The 24,498-nt window shown below is 40.1% G+C and carries 21 protein-coding genes and 1 other RNA gene; 14 read left to right on the top strand and 8 right to left on the bottom strand.

Annotated features, from left to right (window positions below):
• Nucleotides 1–2 precede the first annotated feature (2 nt).
• The 3 genes from EXH44_RS03975 to EXH44_RS03965 form a co-directional block, all read right to left on the bottom strand.
• Nucleotides 3–620, bottom strand: coding sequence for a glutathione S-transferase family protein (locus EXH44_RS03975; RefSeq protein WP_162856370.1), 618 nt, complete (start codon nucleotides 618–620; stop codon nucleotides 3–5).
• A 15-nt stretch (nucleotides 621–635) separates the two neighbouring features.
• Nucleotides 636–1,544 (bottom strand): glycine--tRNA ligase subunit alpha, encoded by a 909-nt coding sequence (glyQ, locus tag EXH44_RS03970; RefSeq protein WP_162856369.1) that lies wholly within the window; start codon nucleotides 1,542–1,544, stop codon nucleotides 636–638.
• A gap of 134 nt (nucleotides 1,545–1,678) precedes the next feature.
• Nucleotides 1,679–3,238: an AbgT family transporter gene (locus EXH44_RS03965; protein ID WP_162856368.1), complete on the bottom strand. Its 1,560-nt coding sequence runs from the start codon at nucleotides 3,236–3,238 to the stop codon at nucleotides 1,679–1,681.
• Between the two features lie 216 nt (nucleotides 3,239–3,454).
• Between EXH44_RS03965 and EXH44_RS03960 the strand changes: the two genes are divergently transcribed.
• Entirely contained in the window at nucleotides 3,455–4,660 is a 1,206-nt protein-coding gene (locus tag EXH44_RS03960; RefSeq protein ID WP_162856367.1) for a ribosomal protein uL16 3-hydroxylase, read from the top strand.
• Nucleotides 4,661–4,885: 225 nt separating this feature from the next.
• Here the strand turns inward: EXH44_RS03960 and ssrA are convergent.
• Nucleotides 4,886–5,251: a transfer-messenger RNA gene (ssrA, locus tag EXH44_RS03955) on the bottom strand.
• A 95-nt stretch (nucleotides 5,252–5,346) separates the two neighbouring features.
• Here ssrA and rpoH point away from each other — a divergent pair.
• The gene (rpoH, locus tag EXH44_RS03950) at nucleotides 5,347–6,303 is read left to right on the top strand and encodes an RNA polymerase sigma factor RpoH (protein WP_162856366.1); all 957 of its coding nucleotides are present in this window, start codon (nucleotides 5,347–5,349) and stop codon (nucleotides 6,301–6,303) included.
• Nucleotides 6,304–6,337: 34 nt separating this feature from the next.
• On the opposite strand, the gene argS is transcribed toward rpoH, so the two are convergent.
• On the bottom strand, nucleotides 6,338–8,065 hold the full coding sequence (gene argS / locus EXH44_RS03945) for an arginine--tRNA ligase (RefSeq protein ID WP_162856365.1): 1,728 nt from the start codon (nucleotides 8,063–8,065) through the stop codon (nucleotides 6,338–6,340).
• Nucleotides 8,066–8,101: 36 nt separating this feature from the next.
• On the opposite strand from argS, the gene EXH44_RS03940 reads away from it, so the two are divergent.
• The 4 genes from EXH44_RS03940 to yccS all read left to right on the top strand — a co-directional run bounded on the left by EXH44_RS03940 (nucleotide 8,102) and on the right by yccS (nucleotide 11,788).
• Nucleotides 8,102–8,719 (top strand): VOC family protein, encoded by a 618-nt coding sequence (locus EXH44_RS03940; RefSeq protein ID WP_162856364.1) that lies wholly within the window; start codon nucleotides 8,102–8,104, stop codon nucleotides 8,717–8,719.
• Nucleotides 8,720–8,740: 21 nt separating this feature from the next.
• Entirely contained in the window at nucleotides 8,741–9,205 is a 465-nt protein-coding gene (locus EXH44_RS03935; protein ID WP_162856363.1) for an outer membrane lipoprotein, read from the top strand.
• Nucleotides 9,206–9,244: 39 nt separating this feature from the next.
• Nucleotides 9,245–9,520: a deoxyribose-phosphate aldolase gene (locus EXH44_RS03930; protein ID WP_162856362.1), complete on the top strand. Its 276-nt coding sequence runs from the start codon at nucleotides 9,245–9,247 to the stop codon at nucleotides 9,518–9,520.
• Between the two features lie 96 nt (nucleotides 9,521–9,616).
• Nucleotides 9,617–11,788 carry a YccS family putative transporter gene (gene yccS, locus EXH44_RS03925; RefSeq protein WP_162856361.1) on the top strand — a complete coding sequence of 724 codons (2,172 nt, stop codon included), beginning with the start codon at nucleotides 9,617–9,619 and terminating at the stop codon, nucleotides 11,786–11,788.
• A gap of 26 nt (nucleotides 11,789–11,814) precedes the next feature.
• On the opposite strand, the gene ubiD is transcribed toward yccS, so the two are convergent.
• Nucleotides 11,815–13,278, bottom strand: a complete 1,464-nt coding sequence (ubiD, locus tag EXH44_RS03920) for a 4-hydroxy-3-polyprenylbenzoate decarboxylase (protein WP_162856360.1) — start codon at nucleotides 13,276–13,278, stop codon at nucleotides 11,815–11,817.
• A 172-nt stretch (nucleotides 13,279–13,450) separates the two neighbouring features.
• Between ubiD and znuA the strand changes: the two genes are divergently transcribed.
• Nucleotides 13,451–14,404 (top strand): zinc ABC transporter substrate-binding protein ZnuA, encoded by a 954-nt coding sequence (gene znuA, locus EXH44_RS03915; protein WP_162856359.1) that lies wholly within the window; start codon nucleotides 13,451–13,453, stop codon nucleotides 14,402–14,404.
• 33 nt (nucleotides 14,405–14,437) lie between these two features.
• Here znuA and lpxB read toward each other — a convergent pair whose 3' ends face one another.
• A complete protein-coding gene (lpxB, locus tag EXH44_RS03910; RefSeq protein ID WP_162856358.1) occupies nucleotides 14,438–15,598 on the bottom strand; it encodes a lipid-A-disaccharide synthase in 1,161 nt (386 codons plus the stop codon).
• A gap of 200 nt (nucleotides 15,599–15,798) precedes the next feature.
• On the opposite strand from lpxB, the gene EXH44_RS03905 reads away from it, so the two are divergent.
• Nucleotides 15,799–16,896 (top strand): porin, encoded by a 1,098-nt coding sequence (locus tag EXH44_RS03905; protein WP_162856357.1) that lies wholly within the window; start codon nucleotides 15,799–15,801, stop codon nucleotides 16,894–16,896.
• A gap of 111 nt (nucleotides 16,897–17,007) precedes the next feature.
• Here the strand turns inward: EXH44_RS03905 and asd are convergent, their stop codons facing one another.
• Nucleotides 17,008–18,123 carry an aspartate-semialdehyde dehydrogenase gene (gene asd, locus EXH44_RS03900; protein ID WP_162856356.1) on the bottom strand — a complete coding sequence of 372 codons (1,116 nt, stop codon included), beginning with the start codon at nucleotides 18,121–18,123 and terminating at the stop codon, nucleotides 17,008–17,010.
• A gap of 332 nt (nucleotides 18,124–18,455) precedes the next feature.
• Here asd and ptsH point away from each other — a divergent pair, with 332 nt between their 5' ends.
• The 6 genes from ptsH (at nucleotide 18,456) to manA (ending at nucleotide 24,454) form a co-directional block, all read left to right on the top strand.
• A complete protein-coding gene (ptsH, locus tag EXH44_RS03895) occupies nucleotides 18,456–18,713 on the top strand; it encodes a phosphocarrier protein Hpr (RefSeq protein ID WP_132500377.1) in 258 nt (85 codons plus the stop codon).
• A gap of 84 nt (nucleotides 18,714–18,797) precedes the next feature.
• The gene (ptsI, locus tag EXH44_RS03890) at nucleotides 18,798–20,519 is read left to right on the top strand and encodes a phosphoenolpyruvate-protein phosphotransferase PtsI (protein WP_162856355.1); all 1,722 of its coding nucleotides are present in this window, start codon (nucleotides 18,798–18,800) and stop codon (nucleotides 20,517–20,519) included.
• A 73-nt stretch (nucleotides 20,520–20,592) separates the two neighbouring features.
• A complete protein-coding gene (crr, locus tag EXH44_RS03885) occupies nucleotides 20,593–21,096 on the top strand; it encodes a PTS glucose transporter subunit IIA (RefSeq protein WP_162856354.1) in 504 nt (167 codons plus the stop codon).
• Nucleotides 21,097–21,304: 208 nt separating this feature from the next.
• A complete protein-coding gene (gene miaB / locus EXH44_RS03880) occupies nucleotides 21,305–22,732 on the top strand; it encodes a tRNA (N6-isopentenyl adenosine(37)-C2)-methylthiotransferase MiaB (protein WP_162856353.1) in 1,428 nt (475 codons plus the stop codon).
• 58 nt (nucleotides 22,733–22,790) lie between these two features.
• The gene (locus EXH44_RS03875; protein ID WP_162856352.1) at nucleotides 22,791–23,249 is read left to right on the top strand and encodes a DUF986 family protein; all 459 of its coding nucleotides are present in this window, start codon (nucleotides 22,791–22,793) and stop codon (nucleotides 23,247–23,249) included.
• The gene (gene manA, locus EXH44_RS03870) at nucleotides 23,246–24,454 is read left to right on the top strand and encodes a mannose-6-phosphate isomerase, class I (protein WP_162856351.1); all 1,209 of its coding nucleotides are present in this window, start codon (nucleotides 23,246–23,248) and stop codon (nucleotides 24,452–24,454) included. The genes EXH44_RS03875 and manA overlap by 4 nt, the downstream gene beginning before the upstream one ends.
• Nucleotides 24,455–24,498: the final 44 nt, after the last annotated feature.

Here is a 24,498-nt window from a genome sequence, read left to right as displayed (position 1 = left end):
TGTTATAAAGTCGGTTTAGTGGCTTGCAACACAGGATATTTCTCATTCATCATTTCTGCCCAAGCGGTCAGATTTGGGAAATCTTTTGCTAAATCATAGCCTGTATTATCTGGGCGGAACTGCCACCAATCAATTAAGCAAACGGCGGTTAATGTGCCGATATTTAATTCATCGCCAAATTCTGCCAGCTTCTCTTCAAGTTGTTTAAAGCTACGAATATTTCGATCCATCAACTGCTGATGACGTGCTTTCCACCACTCATTTTCTGGGCGAAAACGGCGTTCGGTAACAATAGTTGGCGTGGTATTTTCTAAAATACCTTCAACCAATGCGTGCAAACTTAATACACGCCAACGCTTTTCGTCTTTTGGAAATAACGTTGGTTGTGAACCCATTTCATCTAAATACTGGCTGATTAGAAAACTGCCAAACAGCCATTCACCGTTTTCCATTTGTAACGCAGGAATACGCCCTAACGGATTATCTTTGTTATGTGGCGAGTCGGGGTCAAATGAGTTGGTAATACGCAATAGCTCAACTTGATTTTCCAGTTGATGATATTTCAATGTCGCCACCGCTTTGCGAGCAAACGAGCTAGTTGTTGAGTACCAAAGTTTCATTTTCTCCCTCCTTCCTTATTTTTTACAACCCGGGAACCCTAATGCTTCACGACTTGCATAGTAGGCTTCCGCTACGCCTTTGGTTAAGGTGCGAATGCGTAAAATGTAGCGTTGGCGTTCGGTGACAGAGATCGCTTTGCGAGCGTCAAGTAAGTTAAAGCTGTGTGCTGCTTTTAAGATACGCTCATAGGCTGGTAACGGTAACGGCTTTTCTAATGCTAATAACTCTTGCGCTTCTTTTTCGTATTGATCGAAACAGTAGAATAAGAAATCGGTATTTGCATATTCAAAGTTGTAAGTCGATTGTTCCACTTCATTTTGGTGGAATACATCGCCGTAGGTGGTTTTGCCAAGCGGACCGTCAGACCAAACAAGATCGTACACGCTATCCACGCCTTGAATGTACATTGCTAAACGCTCTAAGCCGTAAGTAATTTCGCCAGTTACTGGTTTACACTCTAAGCCGCCCACTTGTTGGAAATAGGTAAATTGGGTCACTTCCATACCGTTTAGCCACACTTCCCAACCTAAGCCCCACGCACCTAGTGTTGGGTTTTCCCAGTTGTCTTCCACAAAACGAATATCGTTTTGCGTTGGGTCGAAGCCTAACATTTTTAAGCTGTCGAGATAGAGTTCTTGAATATTATCTGGTGACGGTTTGATTACCACTTGGAACTGATAATAGTGTTGTAAACGGTTCGGGTTTTCGCCATAGCGACCGTCAGTCGGACGGCGTGAAGGCTGAACGTAAGCAAACGCCATCGGCTCAGGGCCAAGCGCACGCAAACAAGTCATTGGGTGAGATGTTCCTGCACCGACTTCCATATCGAATGGTTGAACCACAGTACAACCTTGGCTTGCCCAGTAATCTTGTAGGGCTAAAATCATACCTTGGAAAGTTTTAACGTTAAATTTCGCTGTCATTGTCTTTTTCCTAAAAATTCATTCAAAAATGTTGGCTATTATAGCTGACAAGCGGTGAGATGTTGGGAATTTTTTGCAAATTTATCGAGAAAAAGAGCAAGGTTTTTTTACCTTGCTCTTAAATAGACATGAAATTATGGCGCTGGATAGAAGGTATTTGAACCTGGACCGACCGGTAAACCTAACACAAATACCCAAACAAAGAAGAGTAATGTCCATCCGACGATAAAGATGAATGAATATGGAATCATCATCGCCATCAATGTTCCCACGCCAGTATCTTTCTTATAACGTACCGCAACTGCCATAATTAAACCGAAATAGCTCATCATTGGTGTAATGATGTTCGTCGTTGAATCTCCAATACGATAGGCTGTTTGAATGATTTCAGGCGCATAGCCGACAAGCATTAGCATTGGTACAAAAATAGGTGCGGTTAATGCCCATTGTGCAGAGGCAGATGAAATCATTAGGTTGATAAAGGCACAAATTAGAATAAAGCCCACAAAGAGTAATGGCCCTGTTAATCCTAAATCTGTTAACAGTTGAGCGCCTTTTACCGCAACGATAGATCCTAAGTTTGTCCAACCAAAGAATGCAACAAATTGTGCAGCAAAGAAGACAAGCACAATATACATTCCCATTGAACCCATACTGGTTGACATTGCTTTTACCACATCTTGACTGCCTTTCATGGTGCCAGCCACTCGACCGTAGATATAGCCTGGAATTGCAAAGAAAATAAAGATAAAGACCACGATACCATGTAGGAATGGAGAACCTGCGACTAATCCTGTTTTAGGATTACGTAAAATACCATCGGCAGGTACGATTGACCAAGCCAATAAAATTGAGAAAATTAACATGGCAAAGCTGGCCCACATAAGCCCTTTTTTCTCTTGTGCAGTAAGTTTCTCAATTTTATTCTCAAGCACAGAAGTATCGGAGGCATCAGAGGCATTATATTTGCCTAATTGTGGTTCAACGATTTTTTCTGTAACAAAATAACCTAAACCAGCGACTAGGAAGGTACTAATAAACATAAAGTACCAGTTTGCTTCAGGTCCAACGACATAGTTTGGGTCGATCAATTTAGCGGCTTCTTGTGTAATCCCTGAAAGTAATGGGTCAACCGTACCTAATAATAAGTTTGCACTATAGCCACCAGAAACCCCTGCAAATGCAGCAGCAAGTCCTGCTAATGGATGGCGACCTAACGCATGGAAAATCATTGCTGCTAATGGAATTAAGACGACATAACCTAATTCTGCCGCTGTATTTGATAAAACCCCTGCTAAAACAACGGTAAATGTCACTAATTTTTTAGGTGCACCAATCACTAACCCACGAAGAGCTGCAGATATCATGCCTGAGGCTTCCGCAATACCTACACCAAGCATTGCCACAAGTACAGTCCCTAAAGGTGCAAAACCAGTAAAGTTTTTCACAAGACTACTTACCATGTAAGCAACCCCTTCGGCACTTAATAGATTTCGCACTTCAATCGCGCCTTTAGCCGCAGGACGAGGGTCTTGAACACTCACCCCCATAGAAGACAAAATAGCTGAAACGATGATTAAGATACAGCACATAATCATAAAGAGAATAATTGGATGTGGCAGTAGATTACCTAGCCACTCAACTCCTTTTAAAAATCGCTGAATGCGACCTTCTTTTTGTAGTTTTTCTGACATAAATTTTCCTTCTTTAATTTATTTGACATTTTGAGCGACGGCGATTATTTCACATTTTTTTAACTTAAATCAAAAAAGAACCAAAAATACATTAAAATTTACACAAAAATGTGATCTAGGTAACAAAATTTATGGATCCATCTCTTCTCTGATTTGGCAATAGGAAAGGGGATTGATAGAATAAGCCTTTAAATCATGCCAAAGAAGGAGCTGACTATGAATATCCCGTTCTGCTTACCTGAAAATATTACCTCTGAAGATTTTTTGCAAAATTATTGGCAAAAACGACCGCTTGTGATCCGTAACGGGTTACCACAAATTGTGGGGCTATTTGAGCCACAAGATATTATTGAATTGGCTCAGGAAGAAGAGGTAACTTCTCGTTTGATCCAAACACATCAAACGGCAGAAGGTGAGAAATGGTCGCTCAAACGTAGTCCTTTATCAGCTAAAGATTTTGAAAATTTGCCTGAGCAGTGGTCTGTGTTAGTGCAAAATCTTGAACAGTGGTCGCCAGAGCTAGGCGCTTTATGGCAGGCATTTGGCTATATTCCACAATGGCAACGTGACGATATTATGGTCTCTTATGCCCCAGCTGGTGGTTCTGTTGGCAGACACTATGATGAATATGATGTTTTCCTTGTGCAAGGCTACGGTCATCGTCGTTGGCAGCTAGGCAAATGGTGTGACCCAAGCACTGAATTTAAAGCAAACCAACCGATCCGTATTTTTGATGATATGGGTGAATTGATTTTTGATGAGGTGCTTGCACCTGGTGATGTGCTTTATGTACCTTCACGTCTTTCTCATTATGGCGTAGCACAAGATGATTGCTTAACCTTCTCTTTTGGTTTACGTTTCCCAAATGCCACAGATTTACTCGAAAATCTATGTAAAACCATTGAACACCAAGGAGAAATCATTCCAAATTCACAATTTGCAATCCCATTCCGTTTATCGCCAAATGTGCAACCAAATGCACTACTTGATCCACGAATGGTTAGTACATTAAAAGCACGCTTGATCGATTTACTGCAAAATTCAACGCAATTTGATGAAATCTTCACGCATAGCGTTGCTACTGCCGTTAGTACTCGTCGTTATGAACAATTAACAGAAGATAACGAGTTTTATCCTGATGAAGTGCAGGAAGTGCTAGAAGCGGGTGGTTGGGTTCAACAAGATGCAAATGTTAAAATTCTTTATACTGAGAACCCGTTACGCGTTTATGTCAATGGTGAATGGATTGATGAACTGAACGAAGCAGAAGCAAATCTATTAATCCGCATTGCGAATGGTGATGCAATTTCATGGAATAAACTGGCATCTAAAACAGAAAATCAAGATGAACTTGAACTCTTGCTTGATACACTCTGTGACTGGTTAGACAGTGGATGGGTGGTTTTAGAGGATGGTGAATAAGAATAAAACATAGTCCCCAAAGATTTTACTGAATATCTAGAGATGCATTTAAAAAATAGCCAAGCAATTTCGAGATACTTTGTAATTTTTGCTTTGTATCATCTAGGTACTTATTTAGGTATCTAAATCGTGTGATATTGAGTTATGTTGATAAATAAAAAAGCCTTGAAAACGTTTGTTTTCAAGGCTTTGTCGGTCTCGATTGAACCGTATCGGATTAGAATTTGGTGGAGCTGGGGGGATTTGAACCCCCGTCCGAAATTACTCCATCTTCAGCACTACACGTTTAGTCTAGTCTTTGATTTCGCTTACCCCCAGCGGACAGACACGCAAAGAATAAGCTAGTTTGATTTAATTTAGTGTTTCGATCCTCAAACGGCGGCGTCCACACGATCTCGTTTTGGGTGACTTATCGAACTCCTCGTCTTACGAGCGGAAGCTGAGGCGATAAGGCTATGAGCAGGTTATTAAGCTGCTAAAGCGTATTGTTCGTCGTTTGCGACTATTTTTTTGCGGTTTGTTTACGAGGCCTACCGCACCTCGACGTGCACCTTGGACTTCGCTAATCCCGTCGAATCCAAGATCAGCCCCAAAAAGTTTGGCGATTTTAGCAGAAAGCGGTAAGATCTGTAAACTTTTTTGCAATTTAGTTTTCAAACTAATTGTATGACTAATGAGAGAAAAATATGACTATACAGCCTAAAATGGATATTGATGATACAGAGATCGAAGATGCGGAAATTATAGAGCCAGATGAGGTTGAGCTAATCGAAGATAATGATGATAACTCCCATCCTGCTCTTGCGAATAATATGCTTGTGCCACAAGGTGGAAGTCTTGATAGCTATATTCGTATGGCGAATCAATATCCTATTTTAACCGCAGAGCAAGAAAAAGAACTCGCAGAACGTTTTTACTACGATGAGGACTTGGATGCGGCAAAACAGTTGATTATGTCGCATTTACGTTTTGTGGTGCACATTGCACGAGGTTATATGGGCTATGGTTTGCCGTTAGCTGACTTAATTCAGGAAGGTAATATTGGCTTAATGAAAGCGGTAAAACGCTTTAATCCTGAAGTTGGCGTTCGTTTAGTCTCGTTTGCGGTACATTGGGTGAAAGCAGAAATTCATGAGTATGTGCTGAAAAACTGGCGTATTGTGAAAGTGGCAACCACCAAAGCTCAACGCAAGTTATTCTTTAACCTACGTAAAAATAAACAACGTCTTGCATGGTTTAGTGAAGATGAAATTCAAAAAGTCGCTGAAGACTTAGGCGTATCTCCCGAAGATGTAAAAGAGATGGAATCACGAATGACGGGGCAAGATATGGGCTTTGATTTACCTGTCGGTGATGATAGTGACGAAGCTTATGTCCCATCCATGTATATTGAAGATGATCGTTCTAACTTTGCTGATGAATTGGAGGATGAAGAGCATAATGGCCAAGCTACAGCGCAACTTGCATATGCTCTGGCGCAACTTGATGAACGTAGCCAAGATATTATCAAAACGCGTTGGTTAGATGAAAATAAAGCTACTTTGCATGATTTAGCTGCAAAATATAATATTTCCGCAGAGCGTGTTCGACAGCTAGAAAATCAAGCGCTTAAGAAAATTAAAGACGCGATTACCTTTGAATAAGAAAATGCCCTTTCGATAGAAAGGGCATTTAAAATTACATTTTCTCTACGGTTTTAATACCTAATAAATCCAACCCTTGTTTTAAGGTTTTTGCTGTTAAGTGAGCCAGTTTTAAGCGACTTTGTTTAATGCTTTCTTCGGCATTAAGTATTGGGCAGGCTTCGTAGAAGCTAGAGAAAATGCCTGCTAATTCATAGAGATATTGACAGAGAACGTGCGGTGTACCGTCTTTAGCAACGACAGTCACGGCTTCTTCAAACTGCAATAATTTAATCGCAAGGTTGCGTTCTTTTTCGTCAGTTAAAACGATATTGCCTGTTAAGCTGTTCGGGTCGATCCCCGCACGACTGAAGATCGAACGCACACGGGTATAGGCATATTGCATATAAGGTGCGGTGTTGCCTTCAAAGCTCAACATATTATCCCAGTCAAATACATAGTCTGTGGTGCGGTTTTTGCTGAGATCGGAATACTTCACCGCCCCGATTGCTACCGCTTCCACCACAGCTTGTTTTTCGCAAGCGGTCAGATCTGGATTTTTTTCTGCAATTAATTTTTCTGCACGCTCAACGGCTTCGTCAAGTAAATCGGCTAATTTAACCGTGCCACCCGTACGGGTTTTAAACGGTTTGCCATCTTTGCCTAACATCATTCCGAAGTTGTGATGTTCAAGGCTGAAGCAGTCTGGCACATAACCTGCTTTACGAGTGATTAACCACGCTTGTTGCATATGTTGGCTTTGGCGAGTGTCGGAAAAGACTAACGCACGATCTGCTTTTAAGGTTTCGTAGCGATATTTGGCAGCTGCAATGTCTGTGGTGGTATAAAGGAAACCGCCATCTTTTTTCTGCACGATCACGCCCATTGGGTCGCCGTCTTTATTTTTAAATTCCTCAAGGAAAACCACTAACGCCCCATCATCTTCAACGGCTAAACCTTGAGCTTTTAGATCCGCCACAATTTCAGGTAGCATTGGGTTGTAAAGGCTCTCGCCCATTACATCGTTTTCAGTAAGCGTCACGTTTAAGCGGTTGTAGTTTTGTTGGCATTGATCCATGGTGATATGGACTAACTTTTTCCACATTGCTAAACAATATTCATCGCCACTTTGCAATTTCACTACGTAATTACGTGATTTTTCAGCGAATGCCTCATCTTCATCATAATGGCGTTTTGCTTCACGATAGAAAGCCTCAATATCACTTAACTCCATTTCAGAAGCGTGTTCGTTTTCCATTTTTTCTAGGTAAGCAATCAGCATACCGAATTGCGTTCCCCAGTCACCAACGTGGTTGGCACGAATAACTTTGTTGCCTAAAAATTCTAAGGCGCGCACCACACCATCGCCGATAATCGTTGAACGTAAATGCCCAACGTGCATTTCTTTAGCGACATTGGGTGACGAATAATCGACCACCACAGTTTGAGCTTGATTTAAGTGAATGCCTAATTTATCGTCACTGAATGCGTTTTCTGTTTGTTGAGCTAACCAAGTTGGGTCTAAGAAAATGTTGATAAAACCTGGACCTGCGATTTCTAATTTTTCTGCAATGCCGTTTAAATCAACGTTATCCACCACTTTTTGAGCAAATTCACGTGGGTTTAAGCCTAATTTTTTTGCTACTCCCATGATGCCGTTTGCTTGATAATCACCGAATTGAACTTTGCCTGATTGACGCACCAACGGCTCAACATTTTGTTCTGCCCCTGCAACAATCATTGCTTGCTTGATTTTTTCCGATAGAATGTGTTGAATATTCACGCTTATACCTATTTTCAATACTAAAAAATGTGTGCAATGATACTAAAAAATACTGATAAATGCTCCGAATTTGCAAACTTTTTCACAAATTTGACCGCTTGTTTTGGTGATCTTGCTGAATTTGAGCGAAAAATAGTACAGATCGCTGGGATTGCTCAGATTGATTTAAGCCAATTTCAGATCGACCATCTGGCGGTGCGAATGAATAGCGATGAAATCGCTCACCAATGGAAAATAATGTTACTGACGGGTTCAACCTTATTAAAAGAGAGCGAAGTTAATGGTCGCCCGATAGGTTTGTTTACCCTAAATCAGTCTGTGCGTTTTTGCGGACAGGTGGTTTCCGTGATTGAGTTGCCGTTCCCTAAAGGAAAAACTTACCCAGAAGAAGGCTGGGAGCATATTGAGATTGTTATTCCAATGCAGGAAAACGAGAGCGTTGAGCAATGGTGTAAGCGGGTAGATGAGCAATTTGCTTTGCAAAATAATCCCGAATTAAAGATTAAAATCAGCCAACCACAAGTCGAGGGTGAGCGTTTGCCAAATCCAAGTGTGTCAATTTCGTTAAAAAATGCAACTTATCGTAATTTTTGCTGTCTTAAATTGCATCCTTATGATATAAATACAGTCGTTTGTTCAGAGTATAGCCTTTGAACTTTTTTATTGGAGAACAATATGAAAAAATTTGGATTAGCGGCAGCATTGATGGCTGGTTTAACACTTGTGGGTTGTGCAAATACAGATGTCTATAGCGGTAGCGTTTACCGTGGTGAACAAGCCAAAGAAGCTCGTTCAATCAGCTATGGTACCATTTTATCTGTACGCGATGTTAAAATCCAAGCTGACAACCAAGGCGTAATTGGAACTGTTGGTGGTGGCGTACTCGGTGGTATTGCAGGTTCAACAATTGGTGGTGGTTCAGGTCAGGCAGTTGCAACGGCAATTGGAGCAATTGCAGGTTCAATGATCGGAAGCACTGTTGAAGAAAAAGCGAGTCAAGTTTCTTCATTAGAAATGGTGATTCATAAAGATGATGGGAAAGAAATCGTCGTAGTTCAGAAGAAAGAAGACGGTTTTGTACCAGGTAAACGTGTAAGAATCGTGGGTTCTAGCTCAGATCTAAACGTTTCACTTTTATAATTTTTTAATTTATTTTGTTTATATCTTAAGGACATAAAAATGAAAAAATTTTCACTTATCGTATTAATGAGTGCAGTGTTAGCAGCTTGTACTGCTGATGTTTACTCTGATAAAGGTAATGCAACTGTGGTAAGTAGCAAATATTTATCTGAGAATGTTGTTGAACTTGTTGTTAAAAAGGACAACGGTGAATTAGTCACAATGACTCGTGAGTACGATGCTCATGCAGCAGTTGGTGCAAGAGTAAATGTCACTGACAGCTACAACCACGAAGATCCTGATTTAAAAACAATTCGTCGTTACGAATTCAAATAATTTAGGCTAAAAGTAAAACCTCGATATTTATCGAGGTTTTTTTATGTCTAAAATTGGCATAAAATGTAAAAAATTCACCAAATCTACCCGCTTGTTATGCGTAATTTCTTTAAAAAAATCTCATCTAGTTGGTTGAATGCAAATATTGTTGGCGCATTGCCGATATTTTTTGCGACGAATATCGCTGTATTATTGGTTTGGAAATTTAATATCTCCGAACAAACCATGCCGTTAGTCTTAGGGATTATTGCTGCAGGCTTGTCTGATTTGGATAATCGTTTAACTGGGCGTTTAACCAATCTCTTTTTTACCTTAATTGCATTTGCTATTTCAGCGTTAAGCTCTCAGCTTGCATTAAGCCACGGTTGGCTATTTATTCCGTTAATTACCATTATTACCTTTATTGTGATTATGTTAGGTGCCATCGGGCAGCGGTATAGCACGATAGCTTTTGGTACGCTATTAGTTTCCGTTTATACCACCTTAACTTATACAGAAAGCGCATCTTGGTATGGCAATACGCTGATGATTCTTGCTGGAACCTTGCTTTACGGAACGGTGGCGGTAGTAGTGTACCTGCTTTTCCCAAATCGTACGGTGCAAGAAAATATGGCGTTGTATTTCGAAGCCTTGGGAAAATATCTGCAAGCCAAATCTGATTTTTTTGATCCTGATGATACGGAGTGCTTACCTGCAAAACAATTTGCGTTAGCCAAAGCGAATATTGATGTCATGACGACGTTTGATAAAGCACGTGTTTCCTTGTTCTATCGTTTACGAGGGCAACATCGTCATTTACGTACTCAAAAAATGTTGCGCTATTATTTTACAGGGCAAGATATTTGGGAAAGAGCGAGTTCAAGCCATACTCAATACGAAAGCTTATTTCAAAGCCTGAAAAATACCGATTTGATTTTCCGTTTCCAACGATTATTAGAATTACAAGCAATGGCTTGTCAGCAAATTGCCCACAGTTTGCGCCATAACGAATCTTATCAACATAATAATCGTGGTGAGCGTGTATTAACTGGACTTGCTTCATCCTTATCTTATCATCAAGCGCAAGGTGTTTCTCATTTTTCTACGTTGCAGTCTATAACTGAAAATCTACGCAATATTGAAGGTCAATTAGCGCAATTATCAGATGAAAAAAGAGAAACGGAACATCGTAAAACTCAGCCCAAAACTGCCCGCTTGATCGCAGAGAATGTCTCTGGATTGAGTAATATGTTGAAAGCGGTTAAAAGCCAATGCCATTTTGGCTCACAGCTTTTCCGCCATGCGGTGCGTTTGTCGATTGTGGTCTGCTTGTGTAGTACTTTGGTTGAAATATTTCAGATCAAAGAAGGTTATTGGATTTTATTAACCGCCGTTTTAGTTTGCCAACCCAACTATTCTGCGACCAAAAAACGTTTAGTTCAGCGTGTTATTGGTACAGTATTAGGTGTGATCGTAGGGATGTCTTTTCGCTATCTTTCCCCAACCCTTGAAGCACAATTAGGGATCATTGTCGCATCAAGTAGTTTGTTCTTTTTCTTTAGAACGAATAATTACAGTTTTTCTACCTTTTTTATTACGATTCAAGTACTGGTGAGCTTTGATGTCGTTGGCTTTGGGGCGGATAGCGCGATGTTACCTCGTATTTTAGACACATTACTGGGTGTTGGCATTGCGTGGTTTGGGGTGTCTTATTTATGGCCAGATTGGCGTTATATTAATTTGCACAATAGTTTGAAAGAGACATTAAAAGCAAGTTCAACGTATCTACGTCATATCGTGGCACAATTACAATTTGGCTATCGAGATCAGTTTTCTTATCGTATTGCTCGGCGCTCTGCACAAAATGCAGTAGCAAGTCTAAGTACTGCGGTTTCTAATATGACGGGAGAGCCTAAAAAATACCGTAAAGAGTTAGACTTTGCCCCCAAATTATTAGGGCTAAGTTATACCTTAATGAGCTATATTTCAGCCTTAGGCGCACATAGAATAGATAGTCACCACTTAAGTAACGACATTGATTTTTCCGCGGTCTTTTTTAAACAAGCTAAACAAGTTGCCATGTTGTTGGAACAAATGGCACAAGGCGTAGCCTGTACCGAACAGACGATTCATACGATGGATCAACAGCTCCAGCAATTTGAAACCGACTTCCAGTCGCAGATTGATGGGCGTAGTTTAATTTTATTACAGCAATTACGCCTTATCGTGCAGTTATTACCGCAGTTATGGGGATTGGTTGGCATAGAGAAAAGTCATCATGAAAAATAAAGGGTATCCACAGATACCCTTCATGGTTATATTCCCAAACTTTCCCAGATTTCATCAACACGTTTGACGACATCGGGATTTTTGGTAATCGGCGTTCCCCATTCTCGTTGGGTTTCGCCAGCCCATTTATTTGTGGCATCAATCCCCATTTTTGAGCCTAATCCTGCGATAGGGGACGCAAAATCAAGGTAATCAATCGGTGTGCTTTCGATTAATGTTGTATCTCTTGCAGGATCGCAACGGGTGGTAATCGCCCAGATCACATCTTTCCAATCTCTCGCATTGACATCATCATCACACACAATCACAAATTTGGTGTACATAAACTGCCGTAAAAACGACCAAACCCCCATCATGACTCGTTTGGCGTGTCCTGCGTATTGCTTTTTGATGGTCACTACCGCTAGGCGATAAGAACAGCCTTCGGGCGGTAAGTAGAAATCAACGATTTCAGGGAACTGCTTCTGTAAAATCGGGATAAACACCTCATTCAAGGCTTCGCCTAAGACCGCTGGTTCATCAGGCGGTCTGCCCGTGTAGGTGGAATGATAGATGGCATCTTTTCGCATTGTGATATGCGTCACGGTAAATACAGGGAAATACTCTTGTTCATTGTAATATCCCGTATGATCGCCGTAAGGCCCTTCCAACGCCGTTTCGTTAAGATCGATATAGCCTTCAAGCACAATCTCCGCACTGGCAGGCACTTCCAAATCATTGCTAATGGATTTCACCACTTCGGTTTTATGTCCACGCAATAACCCTGCAAAGGCATATTCCGATAAGGTATCGGGGATCGGCGTGACGGCAGCTAAAATCGTGGCGGGGTCTGCCCCTAATGCGACGGAAACAGGAAACGGCTTATCAGGGTTAGCTTCTTTCCACTCTTGGAAATCCAACGCACCGCCACGATGTGACAGCCAACGCATAATCAGCTTATTTTTGCCGATTAACTGCTGGCGATAAATCCCCAAATTTAACCGCTTTTTATAAGGCCCTTGCGTAATGGTTAAACCCCAAGTGACAAGCGGTGCGACATCACCTTGCCAGCAGTGCATAATCGGCAGTTGATACAGATCGACATCATCACCCGAGATCACCACTTGCTGACAATCTGCTTTACTCAGCACCTTACTTGGCATATTCAGCACTTGCTTCCACTGTGGCAACTGCCCGATCAGATCTTTAAAACCTTTTGGCGGTTCGGGTTCTTTTAGGAACGCCAACAACTTACCTAGCTCTCGCAAGGCTTTGGTATCCTCTTGCCCCATACCCATTGCTACACGTTCCGGCGTACCGAACAGGTTGCACAGCACAGGCATTTTGTAGCCTTTCGGGTTTTCAAATAAGAGAGCCGGACCGCCTTTACGCAAAGTGCGATCTGCAATCTCGGTCATTTCCAAATAAGGATCGATCTCTTGAGTAATACGCTTCAGTTCGCCTTTTTGCTCAAGCAGATCGAGAAATTCTCGCAGGTTTTTGTATTTCATTGGATTCTCCACATCATTGGCAGAAGTATAGCAAAATTTTAACGAAATCTGACCGCTTGCAAGCGGTCACTTTTCATAAAAAATTTGCAAATGCAAATAACCATAAAAAAATTATAGAAATTTAATGCAGTTCTGCTAAGATCTCGCCACTTTGATTGAAAGGAGATAAGTTATGTTTAAGAAAAGTGTATTAAGCCTTGCCTTATTAGGTGCAACTGCCGTATCAAATGCCGATGTATTAACCACCGTTAAGCCACTTGGCTTTATTGCGAATGCGATTACTGATGGTGTGACTGAAACGAAAGTGCTCTTGCCAACCAGTGCTTCACCACACGATTACAGCCTAAAACCGTCTGATGTTGAACAACTTCAATCAGCACAGCTTGTGGTATGGATTGGCGAAGAGATGGAATCTTTTTTAGAGAAAAGCATTGATAAATTACCGAAAGAGAAAGTATTAACCCTTGAAGATGTGCCTGCAATTAAAGAGCTTGTAGAACATTCGGGTGAAGAAAAAGAAGACAAACACGATCATAAAGATGATCATAAACACGATCACAAGCACGAACATAAACATTCCCATAACCACTCTCACGAAGGACATAGCCACGATGAAGATTGGCATATTTGGCTTTCACCAAAAGCAGGTGAGCAGATCGCAGAGCAAATCGCCGAGCGTTTAAGCCAGCAACTACCTGAACAAAAAGCAAAAATTGCAGAGAATTTAGCGAATTTTAAAGCCACATTGGCAACGAAAAATAGCGAAATTGCGAAACAGCTAGAGCCTGTAAAATCAAAAGGTTACTACACTTTCCACGATGCCTACGGCTACTTTGAAGATGCCTATGGATTGAAATCATTAGGTTCATTCACTATCAACCCGACCGTTGCACCAGGGGCGAAAACCTTAAATGCGATTAAGAAAAGCATTGCTCAGAAACAAGCACAATGTCTATTTGCCGAGCCACAATTTACGCCTAAAGTGATTGAAAGCTTAAGCAAAGGCACATCAGCAAAAGTAGGGCAATTAGATCCATTAGGGGCGAAAATTGAATTAAGTAAAAATGCTTACCCTGAATTTTTACAATCTTTGGCGGATCAATTTACGGATTGTTTGGCTAAATAATCGGAAAACGGGCAACTTGATTGCCCGTTTTTACTATCCGTTTAACACATCGACCACCGCTTGTGCTGCTTGAGCATCGGCATCGCACTGGATCTGTTGATGTAATTCCATAAAGCGTCGCTTCAAAGCATTTTTCTGAGCCACATCTTCAGGCGTTTGGGATAAGTAAATGCTCAGATGTTTTGCTAAATTTTCAGGGGAACAATCCGCTTGAATAAGCTCTGGAACAAGCGGTTCGTTTGCTAATAAATTTGGCAAAGAGATATAATCGGTTTTCACCAATCTTTTTGCAAGCCAATAGGTTAATGGCTTCATTTTATATCCCACAACCATCGGCGATTTACACAACATTGCTTCAAGTGCGGCGGTGCCAGATGCTAATAATGTCGCTTCGGCCACCATCATCGCAGCTCGAGCATTGCCTGCTAAGGTGATTACCTCTAATTCTGGAGCAACTTGTGCTTTGATCGCTTCAAATTGTTCACGGCGTTTTTCATTAACCAAAGGCACTAAAAATTGAACATCAGGGTATTGAGCTTTCAGTAATTGTGCGGTTTTTAAAAACGGCTCTGTCAGGAAATTCACTTCACTTCCACGACTTCCCACTAGAATCGCTACATAACGTTGATTTTCATCTAATTGCAATAAACGGCAAGCCTCTTGGCGATTTGGTTTTAACGCAATCGCATCGGCCATGGTATGTCCGATAAAACGACAAGGGGCATTAAAACGGTCGTAAAAGGCTTTTTCAAAAGGTAAAAAGGCTAAAACAAGATTTGTTGCACGCGCAATTTTATGGACACGATTTTGTCGCCACGCCCATACTGATGGACTCACATAGTGAATGGTTTTGATTCCTTGTGCTTTGAGTTTTTCTTCTACGCCAAGATTAAAATCAGGAGCATCAATCCCAATAAAAATATCAGGTTTTAAGGCTAACATGGTGTCAATGACTTGCTTACGGCGTTTCAGCAAACGAGGCAAATGTTTGACGACTTCAGCCAATCCCATTACCGCAAGTTCTTCCATATCAAATAACGTTTCACAGCCTTCTTTGAGCATCCGCTCTCCTGCAACACCGATAAAACGTGCATTAGGGTAATGGATTTTTAATGCACGGATTAAGCCCGCACCCAAAATATCGCCTGAAATTTCACCTGCAACAATGGCAATAAGAGGAGATGTTGTTGTCATATCTTGCCCATTTAGATTAATAATGAAGTTTATTATAGGAGAATTAGCATTTTTCACCTAAATTTTTTATTAGACAATTTTTTATGCCTTTTATTTCTATGAAATAAAAAAATATCTCGTTACAGTTATATCTTGTTAGGTATAATGGAGCGGTAAATTTAGTTTACACTCCATTTTTTATATACTCGGAATGACACATTATGAAAAAAACACTCTTTACTCTTTCTGCATTAGCTATGGCAGCGAGTTCTGCACAGGCTTATACTCTAGTAGATAATCAAGAAACTGGAACTAAATTAGATTTTAGCGGTTCTCTTCGTCTTAAATGGAACAGTACATCAGATAAAACGGAGTACACAAATGGTACAACAGAGCGTGAACATGTGAATCACGCAGTTGCTAACAATGGCTCACGTTTTGGCTTCAAATTAACCCAACAACTTGGTAATGGTTTCTATGGTTTAGGCCGTGTTGAATGGCGTTTCCGTGGTACATCAAGCTCACAACATGACTTTGATGACCTTTATACACGCCAACTTTATGCAGGTATTGGTCATAAACAGTATGGTGAATTAACCTACGGCCACATGACAACCATTACTGATGAAGTAAAACGTACAGACTTACCAAATACATTAAGCTTAAGTGATGGTTTATTAAATAGCGCATCACGTAAAGTTGTTCAATATACTTATAGCGGTATTGAAGGCTTAAAATTAGGTGCTTTCTACGGCGGTCATAGCCAACGTGGTAATGATGCTCGTGATCTTGCTAATGAGCGTAAAGATGTATGGGGTGCTGGAGCTATCTATAATCACAAAATTGATGATTTACAAAGCATCAAATTTGGTACAGGTATCTCTAGTGAACGTTTCAAACAAAGTAACACAGGACACACCTATGATTATACTGCCTATGCGTTTGGTACAGCGTATACTTACGATAAAACCACGTTTGGTGTAGACTTAGAGCGTGGTGTAACACGCGATCAAGGCACTATTGGTAATAAACGCATACGTAAAGAAATTCGTACCGTACTTTATCAGAAATTAACGGATGATTGGTCTGCTTATACGATGTATGCCTATAAAACAAACCGTTTAGATAATGTTGCAGGTGCTGATACCAACAAGAAAACTCACGAGTTTATGTTAGGAACAGAATACTATATCGTACCTAAATACTTAAAAACCTTTGTTGAGTGGAAAACAGCTAAATCGAATAACTATACAAATGGTGTGAAATCATCAAAAGTACGTAATAACGAAACTGTTATCGGTGTACGTGCTTACTGGTAATCTGTAATGACAAGGTGTGTCATCGTGACACACTTTTTCTACAAAATACAAGCGGTCAGATCGTTGCAAAATTTTGCAATCATCTGACCGCTTGATCATTAGATGAAAAGATTATTTAACTAACTGTACCAAAATACGACGCACAGGCTCTGCTGCACCCCATAATAATTGGTCACCGACTGTAAATGCCGCTAAGTATTCAGGCCCCATTGCTAGTTTGCGTAACCGACCCACCGGAACAGTTAATGTACCAGTTACTTTCGCCGGTGTTAATTCACGTAATGTGGTTTCTTTATCATTTGGAATGACTTTCACCCACTCATTGTGAGCTGCAATGATTTGTTCAATTTCTGCTAATGGTAAATCTTTTTTGAGTTTGATAGTGAACGCTTGGCTATGGCAACGTAATGCACCGATACGTACGCATAAACCATCAACTGGAATTGGATTTGCACTTAAACCTAAAATTTTGTTGGTTTCTGCGTAGCCTTTCCACTCTTCTTTGGTTTGCCCTGTTTCTGGTAATAATTTGTCAATCCAAGGAATTAAGCTACCTGCAAGCGGTGCTCCAAAGTTTGCTGTTGGGAAATCTTCTGAACGCATTTCTGCAGTCACTTTACGCTCGATCTCTAAAATTGATGAAGCTGGATCAGCCAATTCTGCTTTTACTGAATCTTCGAGTTCACCCATTTGAACTAACAATTCACGCATGTTTTTCGCACCCGCACCAGAAGCCGCTTGGTAAGTCGCGACAGATACCCATTCTACGAGATCTTTCTCAAATAAACCGCCGATTGCCATTAACATTAAGCTTACGGTACAGTTTCCACCCACGAAAGTTTTAATGCCTTTTTGTAAACCTTCGGTGATCACGTGTTGGTTTACTGGGTCTAACACAATGATTGCATCATCTTGCATACGTAATGCAGAGGCTGCATCGATCCAATAACCGTTCCAACCTGTTGCTTTTAATTTTGGATAGACTTCGTTGGTGTAATCACCGCCTTGACAGGTCACGATGATGTCTAATTTTTGTAATTCATCAATGTCAAAAGCATTTTTTAAGGTGCCAGCATCTTTACCTGCAAAAACAGGGGCTTTTTGACCCGCTTGTGATGTAGTAAAGAATACTGGGTTAATATTAGCGAAGTCATTTTCTTGTACCATACGATCCATTAATACAGATCCCACCATACCACGCCATCCGATAAAACCAACGTTTTGCATTTTTTTCTCCTAATTTCGATAGTGAAGTTGTGTTTGAATTGAAAGATTGATAAATACAAGATTTTTTCAAGAAAAGCAATGACTATTCTGATTTACTTCAAAAAATAAATTAATCAAAGAAAATCTTAATCGTTCAAAAATTGACTAGACACAAACGATTTTCTTCAATGATTAAAATAAATACGGATAATTCATATTTAATCACTTATTTGACCTGTTTTATCGTGTTTTTATTTAAATTTTGTAGTAAAGTGTCGCTAGCTTTTCGAAAGGGCTTTTTATACCTTTCAATCTACTTTTATTATTTTTACTCCATTTAAGAGGAACCTACTATGTACTCAAAAGATGTCACAATTACTGCGCCAAATGGCTTACATACACGTCCAGCAGCAGAATTCGTTAAAGCAGCAAAAGGCTTTGCGTCAGATGTTACAGTCACTTCAGGTGGTAAAAGTGCAAGTGCAAAAAGCTTATTTAAACTTCAAACATTAGGTTTAACTCAGGGTACAGTAATTACTATCTCTGCCGAAGGTGAAGATGAGCAAAAAGCTGTTGATTTCTTAGTAGATTTAATTCCTACATTAGAATAGTTTCCCTTTTAATTATTCGGCCTTACCACTCAACTACTGAGTGGCAAGGTCGTTTTGTGCTATTTATTCACCCGAGGATTCATTATGATCACAGGTATCGCAGCTTCACCAGGTATTGTATTTGGTAAAGCGCTTGTACTAAAAGAAGAACCGATTGTTCTTAATACACAAAAAATTACTGAAGCTCAGATCGATGCTGAGAAAGCTAAGTTCTTTGCAGGTCGTGAAAAAGCTGTAGCGCAACTTACCGCAATTAAAGAAAAAGCAAGACGTACTCTTGGCGAAGAGAAAGAAGCGATCTTTGAAGGTCACTTAATGATCTTAGAAGATGAAGAGCTTGAAGAAGAAATTCTAGGCTATGTTGAAGAAAATTTAGTGACCGCAGATGTTGCCGCTAGCAAAATTATTGATATGCAAGCAACGATGCTCGCAGAAATTGACGATGAGTATCTGAAAGAGCGTGCTGGCGATATCCGTGATATTGGAAACCGTTTAATTCGCAATATTCTAGGTATGAATATTGTGGACCTTGGTGATATTCAAGAAGAAGCTATCCTCGTTGCCTACGATTTAACCCCATCAGAAACAGCTCAATTAAATTTAGATAAAGTACTTGGCTTTGTGACGGATATTGGTGGACGTACTTCACATACCTCAATCATGGCTCGTTCATTAGAGCTTCCAGCGGTGGTGGGTACCAATAACGTTACATCGCTAGTCAATACAGGTGATATCTTAATCCTTGATGCGATTAACAACGAAGTGCATATCAATCCTTCTGCAGAACAACTTGAAAAAGCGAAAGCATTGCAAACTAAAATTGCAGAAGAAAAAGCTGAGCTTGCTAAATTAAAAGATTTACCAGCGGAAACCTTAGATGGTCACCGTATTGAAGTGGTTGGAAACATCGGAACTATCCGTGATGTGGATGGCGTATTACGTAACGGTGGTGAAGGTGTTGGTTTGTATCGTACTGAATTCTTATTCATGGATCGTAACCAATTACCAGGTGAAGAAGAGCAGTTCCAAGCGTATAAAGAAATTGTTGAAGCAATGAACGGCAAACTTGTGGTGCTTCGCACCATGGATATTGGTGGCGATAAAGAGTTACCATACTTAGAATTACCAAAAGAGATGAACCCGTTCTTAGGCTGGCGTGCTGTGCGTATCGGCTTAGTTCGTCGTGAAATTTTAGATACACAATTACGTGCTGTATTACGTGCATCTGCCTTTGGTAAATTAGCGGTCATGTTCCCAATGATTATTTCTGTGGAAGAGATTCGCGAATTAAAAGGTATTATTACCGAGCTTAAAGCTCAACTTCATACGGAAGGCAAAGCCTTTGATAATAACTTACAAATTGGTGTGATGGTAGAAACACCATCCGCAGCGGTAAATGCTCGTCACCTTGCAAAAGAAGTTGATTTCTTTAGTATTGGTACCAATGATTTAACCCAATATACCCTAGCGGTTGACCGTGGTAATGAATTGATTGCTCACTTATATAATCCATTAACACCGTCAGTTTTGAACTTAATCAAACAAGTAATTGATGCCTCTCATGCAGAAGGTAAATGGACGGGTATGTGTGGTGAGTTAGCGGGTGATGTGCGTGCAACTGCACTATTACTTGGTATGGGCTTAGACGAGTTCAGTATGAGTGCGATTTCTGTACCTCACGTGAAGAAATTAGTTCGCAGTATTAATTATGCAGATGCGAAAGCGTTAGCGGATAAAGCACTTGCTCAGCCAACAGCAGCTGATATTGAACATTTAGTTGAAGAGTTTTACCAAAAGCTTAACTAAAAATGAATACAAATATAAAATTCTCGTATAAAATGTGCGAGAATTTTGTTCATTTAATAATGGAGATTTGAATATGGGATTTTTTGATAAACTTTTCGGTGGCAAAAAAGAAGTTGCTACGAAAGAGGTAAAAATCTATGCACCGCTTTCAGGTGAGATTGTCAATATTGAAGATGTACCAGATGTTGTATTTTCTGAAAAAATCGTAGGCGATGGTGTCGCAATTCGTCCTAATGGCGATACAATCGTTGCACCTGTAAACGGTACTATTGGTAAAATTTTTGAAACTAACCATGCGTTTTCAATCGAATCAGACGAAGGTATTGAGTTATTCGTTCACTTCGGTATTGATACCGTAGAATTAAAAGGTGAAGGCTTTACTCGCCTTGCAGAAGAAGGTCAAAAGGTCAAAGTGGGTGAGCCAATCATCAAATTTGATCTTGCGCTACTTGAAGCAAAAGCGAAGTCAGTCTTAACCCCTGTTGTGATTTCAAACATGGATGAAATTACGAACTTACAAAAATTATCAGGTGAAGTGGTTAAAGGCGAAAGCGTTGTTTTAACCTTAACTAAATAATTCTTCACGAAGAAGTACCAAACCACAGGTTGCCCTGTGGTTTTTTTATGGCATTTTTTGCAAAATTTTCAGCAAATCTGACCGCTTGTAAAATGAATTTGTTATAGCCATAAAATACACAACAAGGTAAAATAGCCAAGTTTTTTGCGTAAAGGATCATCCTTTACGCTTTTATTTTCTCACTTATTGATTTATCTATTATTTAACAATGGCAAAATTACATATTACGACTTGGGGATGCCAAATGAACGAGTATGACTCGTCGAAAATGGCAGATCTTTTAAATAGCACCCACGGTTTAGAACTGACAGAGAATCCTGAAGATGCAGATGTATTACTATTGAATACTTGCTCTATCCGTGAAAAAGCGCAGGAAAAAGTCTTCTCTCAACTTGGGCGTTGGAAAAACTGGAAAAAGGATAAACCAGACTTAATTATTGGCGTAGGTGGCTGTGTGGCTTCACAAGAAGGTGAACATATCCGTGAACGCGCACCTTTTGTGGATATCGTCTTTGGACCACAAACCTTACATCGCTTACCTGAGATGATTAACCAAATTCGTGGCGGTAAAAGTTCAGTGGTGGATATTAGTTTCCCTGAAATCGAGAAATTTGACCGCTTACCTGAGCCACGTGCAGAAGGCCCAACAGCCTTTGTCTCTATCATGGAAGGGTGTAACAAATATTGTTCATTCTGTGTCGTACCTTATACCCGTGGTGAAGAAGTCAGTCGCCCTGTGGATGATGTGTTATTTGAAATCGCACAACTGGCAGAGCAAGGGGTTCGCGAAGTGAACTTACTGGGGCAGAACGTGAATGCCTATCGTGGTGAAACCTTTGACGGTGGAATTTGTACCTTTGCTGAGTTATTGCGTTTAGTCGCATCTATTGATGGCATTGACCGTTTACGTTATACCACAAGTCACCCGATTGAATTTACCGATGATATTATCGAAGTATATAAAGATACCCCTGAATTGGTCAGTTTCTTACACTTACCAATTCAAAGTGGTTCAGATCGCGTGTTAACCATGATGAAACGTAATCACACGGCGTTAGAGTATAAAGCGACAATCCGTAAATTACGTGAAGCTCGTCCGGATATTCAAATCAGTTCCGATTTTATTGTGGGCTTCCCAGGTGAAACGGCAGAAGATTTTGAGCAGACGATGAAAGTGATTGAGCAGGTCAACTTTGATATGAGCTTCAGCTTTATCTATTCTGCACGTCCTGGTACGCCTGCGGCAGATTTACCAGATGATGTGAGCGAAGATGAGAAAAAAGAGCGTTTATATCGCTTACAGCAACGTATTAACAACCAAGCCTTACAGTTTAGCCGTGCGATGTTAGGCACAGAACAACGTATTTTGGTGGAAGGTCCGTCGAAAAAAGACATCATGGAATTAACGGGACGTACGGAAAATAACCGTATTGTTAATTTCCAGGGTACACCGGATATGATCGGTAAATTTGTCGATGTCAAAATCACGGATGTTTATACCAACTCGCTACGTGGCGAAGTGGTGAGAACTGAAGATCAAATGGGGCTTCGTGTTGTAGAGTCGGCGGCCAGTGTGATCGCTCGAACGCGTAAAGAAGACGAACTTGGCGTGGGCAAATTTGTCGTTAATTTGTAAAATTTCATGAAAAACAGACCGCTTGTAGTAAACTGCAAGCGGTTTTAGATTTTAAAGTATGACAAATATTCTTCTTATCATTGCAATAATCTTAAGTCTAATCTATATCGTCTATGATCAGATCATCATGGATAAACTTAAAGGCAAAACAAAATTAATGATTCGTTTAGTTCGGCAAGCGAATATTGATACAGGAATTTTGATTGCATTGATTGCTCTTATTCTGTTTCAAGGTGTACAGAATGGTATTGAGCCATTAACGGTTTTTCTGCTTTTTGGTTGTATTGTCCTTGCCGTTTATTCTGCATTTATCTGTTATCCAAGGCTATTATTGAAGGAGCAAGGTTTCTTTTTTGGAAATATTTATTTCCTTTATAGCAACATTGAGCAAATAAATTTGTCTGAGCAAAGTGTACTTGTCATTGATTTAAAAAGTAAAAAACGTTTATTCGTTCGTATTCAGCATGCAGAAGATATTGAAAAGGTCGTTACTTTTTTTGGAGGATACAAATCATGATCTTTAAGCTAGAAGGTCAATACCAGCATTATGATTGGGGTGGCGAAAGTTTCATTCCTAATTGGCTTAAATTAAAACAACGAGAAAATAAGCCTTATGCAGAATATTGGTTAGGCGCTCATCGATCTGCGCCATCTATGATCGAGTTTGAAGGGAAATGGTTACCATTAGATCGTGTGATTGATAAAGCACCCAAACTCTTAGGAGAAAAATCCCGAGAGCAATTTGGGGATGAGTTACCTTTCTTATTGAAAATTTTGGATGTAAAGTTACCGCTTTCAATTCAATTACACCCGACCAAAAAAGAAGCAGAATACGGTTTTGAGCGAGAGAACGAAGAAGGTATTCCTCTGAATGCGCCAAATCGTACTTACAAAGATCGCAATCATAAACCTGAGATGATGATTGCTTTATCAGACTTTTGGTTACTGCATGGTTTTAAATCGGAAGATGCAATCAAAGAGAGTTTAGAAAAACATCCGTCATTATCTAGATTAGCAAAAGCGATTGAAACACAAAGCTTGCCTACGGTGTATGCCCAAATTATGCAAGCCGATCAAGCACAGTTAGCGGAATGGCTTTTGCCGATTATTGATGAAAAGCGTGAGGCTTATCAACAAGATAAACTGAAATTAGATGATCCTGATTATTGGCTATTATTTACCCTTGATGCTATGAATATCAGCCTAGACAAATTAGATGCAGGCTTACTCTGTTTTTATCTCTTTAACATTGTTAATGTGAAAAAAGGCGAAGGGATCTATCAAGGCTCAGGTTTACCCCATGCCTATTTGCGTGGACAAAATATTGAACTCATGGCAGCATCGGATAACGTAATTCGTGGCGGTTTGACCCCAAAATATGTTGATATTCCTGCGTTGTTACATACCATTGATTATCGAGCAATTAATCCCAAGATCATTCCTAAAGCAGAAGAAAATGAAGAATCGCCAATTCATCATTATCCAACGCCAGAAGCACAAGATTTTGCGATGCAACATTTGGCATTTAAGCCATTTGATGAAGAAACTTTCTATGCAGATAGTGCATCTATTCTTTTGGTAATGTCTGGGAGCTTATATATTGATTTAGGCGAAGATGCGATTCATTTACAGCAAGGTGAATCTGTTTTCATTGCATCGGGAAGCCAAGTTGATTTAATTGGTGAAACGGATGGTTATGCAATGATTGCAACATTGCCGTAATTTTATCATTGTTTAAAAGATATTTGGATTATTACGAAATAAAC

It is taken from the genome of Actinobacillus indolicus (assembly GCF_004519515.1).
Classification (GTDB): Bacteria; Pseudomonadota; Gammaproteobacteria; order Enterobacterales; family Pasteurellaceae; genus Glaesserella; species Glaesserella indolica_A.
This window is presented reverse-complemented; position numbering and strand designations above follow the sequence as displayed.

Bases quoted from the DNA above. Each gene is read 5' to 3' on its own strand.
- ptsI (WP_162856355.1), top strand. From the start codon at position 18,798: ATGATCACAGGTATCGCAGCTTCACCAGGTATTGTATTTGGTAAAGCG.
- lpxB (WP_162856358.1), bottom strand. From the start codon at position 15,598: ATGACAACAACATCTCCTCTTATTGCCATTGTTGCAGGTGAAATTTCA.
- EXH44_RS03960 (WP_162856367.1), top strand. From the start codon at position 3,455: ATGAATATCCCGTTCTGCTTACCTGAAAATATTACCTCTGAAGATTTT.
- crr (WP_162856354.1), top strand. From the start codon at position 20,593: ATGGGATTTTTTGATAAACTTTTCGGTGGCAAAAAAGAAGTTGCTACG.
- miaB (WP_162856353.1), top strand. From the start codon at position 21,305: ATGGCAAAATTACATATTACGACTTGGGGATGCCAAATGAACGAGTAT.
- EXH44_RS03875 (WP_162856352.1), top strand. From the start codon at position 22,791: ATGACAAATATTCTTCTTATCATTGCAATAATCTTAAGTCTAATCTAT.
- ubiD (WP_162856360.1), bottom strand. From the start codon at position 13,278: ATGAAATACAAAAACCTGCGAGAATTTCTCGATCTGCTTGAGCAAAAA.
- EXH44_RS03975 (WP_162856370.1), bottom strand. From the start codon at position 620: ATGAAACTTTGGTACTCAACAACTAGCTCGTTTGCTCGCAAAGCGGTG.
- manA (WP_162856351.1), top strand. From the start codon at position 23,246: ATGATCTTTAAGCTAGAAGGTCAATACCAGCATTATGATTGGGGTGGC.
- EXH44_RS03940 (WP_162856364.1), top strand. From the start codon at position 8,102: ATGATACTAAAAAATACTGATAAATGCTCCGAATTTGCAAACTTTTTC.
- EXH44_RS03905 (WP_162856357.1), top strand. From the start codon at position 15,799: ATGAAAAAAACACTCTTTACTCTTTCTGCATTAGCTATGGCAGCGAGT.
- EXH44_RS03930 (WP_162856362.1), top strand. From the start codon at position 9,245: ATGAAAAAATTTTCACTTATCGTATTAATGAGTGCAGTGTTAGCAGCT.
- asd (WP_162856356.1), bottom strand. From the start codon at position 18,123: ATGCAAAACGTTGGTTTTATCGGATGGCGTGGTATGGTGGGATCTGTA.
- rpoH (WP_162856366.1), top strand. From the start codon at position 5,347: ATGACTATACAGCCTAAAATGGATATTGATGATACAGAGATCGAAGAT.
- ptsH (WP_132500377.1), top strand. From the start codon at position 18,456: ATGTACTCAAAAGATGTCACAATTACTGCGCCAAATGGCTTACATACA.
- yccS (WP_162856361.1), top strand. From the start codon at position 9,617: ATGCGTAATTTCTTTAAAAAAATCTCATCTAGTTGGTTGAATGCAAAT.
- EXH44_RS03935 (WP_162856363.1), top strand. From the start codon at position 8,741: ATGAAAAAATTTGGATTAGCGGCAGCATTGATGGCTGGTTTAACACTT.
- glyQ (WP_162856369.1), bottom strand. From the start codon at position 1,544: ATGACAGCGAAATTTAACGTTAAAACTTTCCAAGGTATGATTTTAGCC.
- znuA (WP_162856359.1), top strand. From the start codon at position 13,451: ATGTTTAAGAAAAGTGTATTAAGCCTTGCCTTATTAGGTGCAACTGCC.
- EXH44_RS03965 (WP_162856368.1), bottom strand. From the start codon at position 3,238: ATGTCAGAAAAACTACAAAAAGAAGGTCGCATTCAGCGATTTTTAAAA.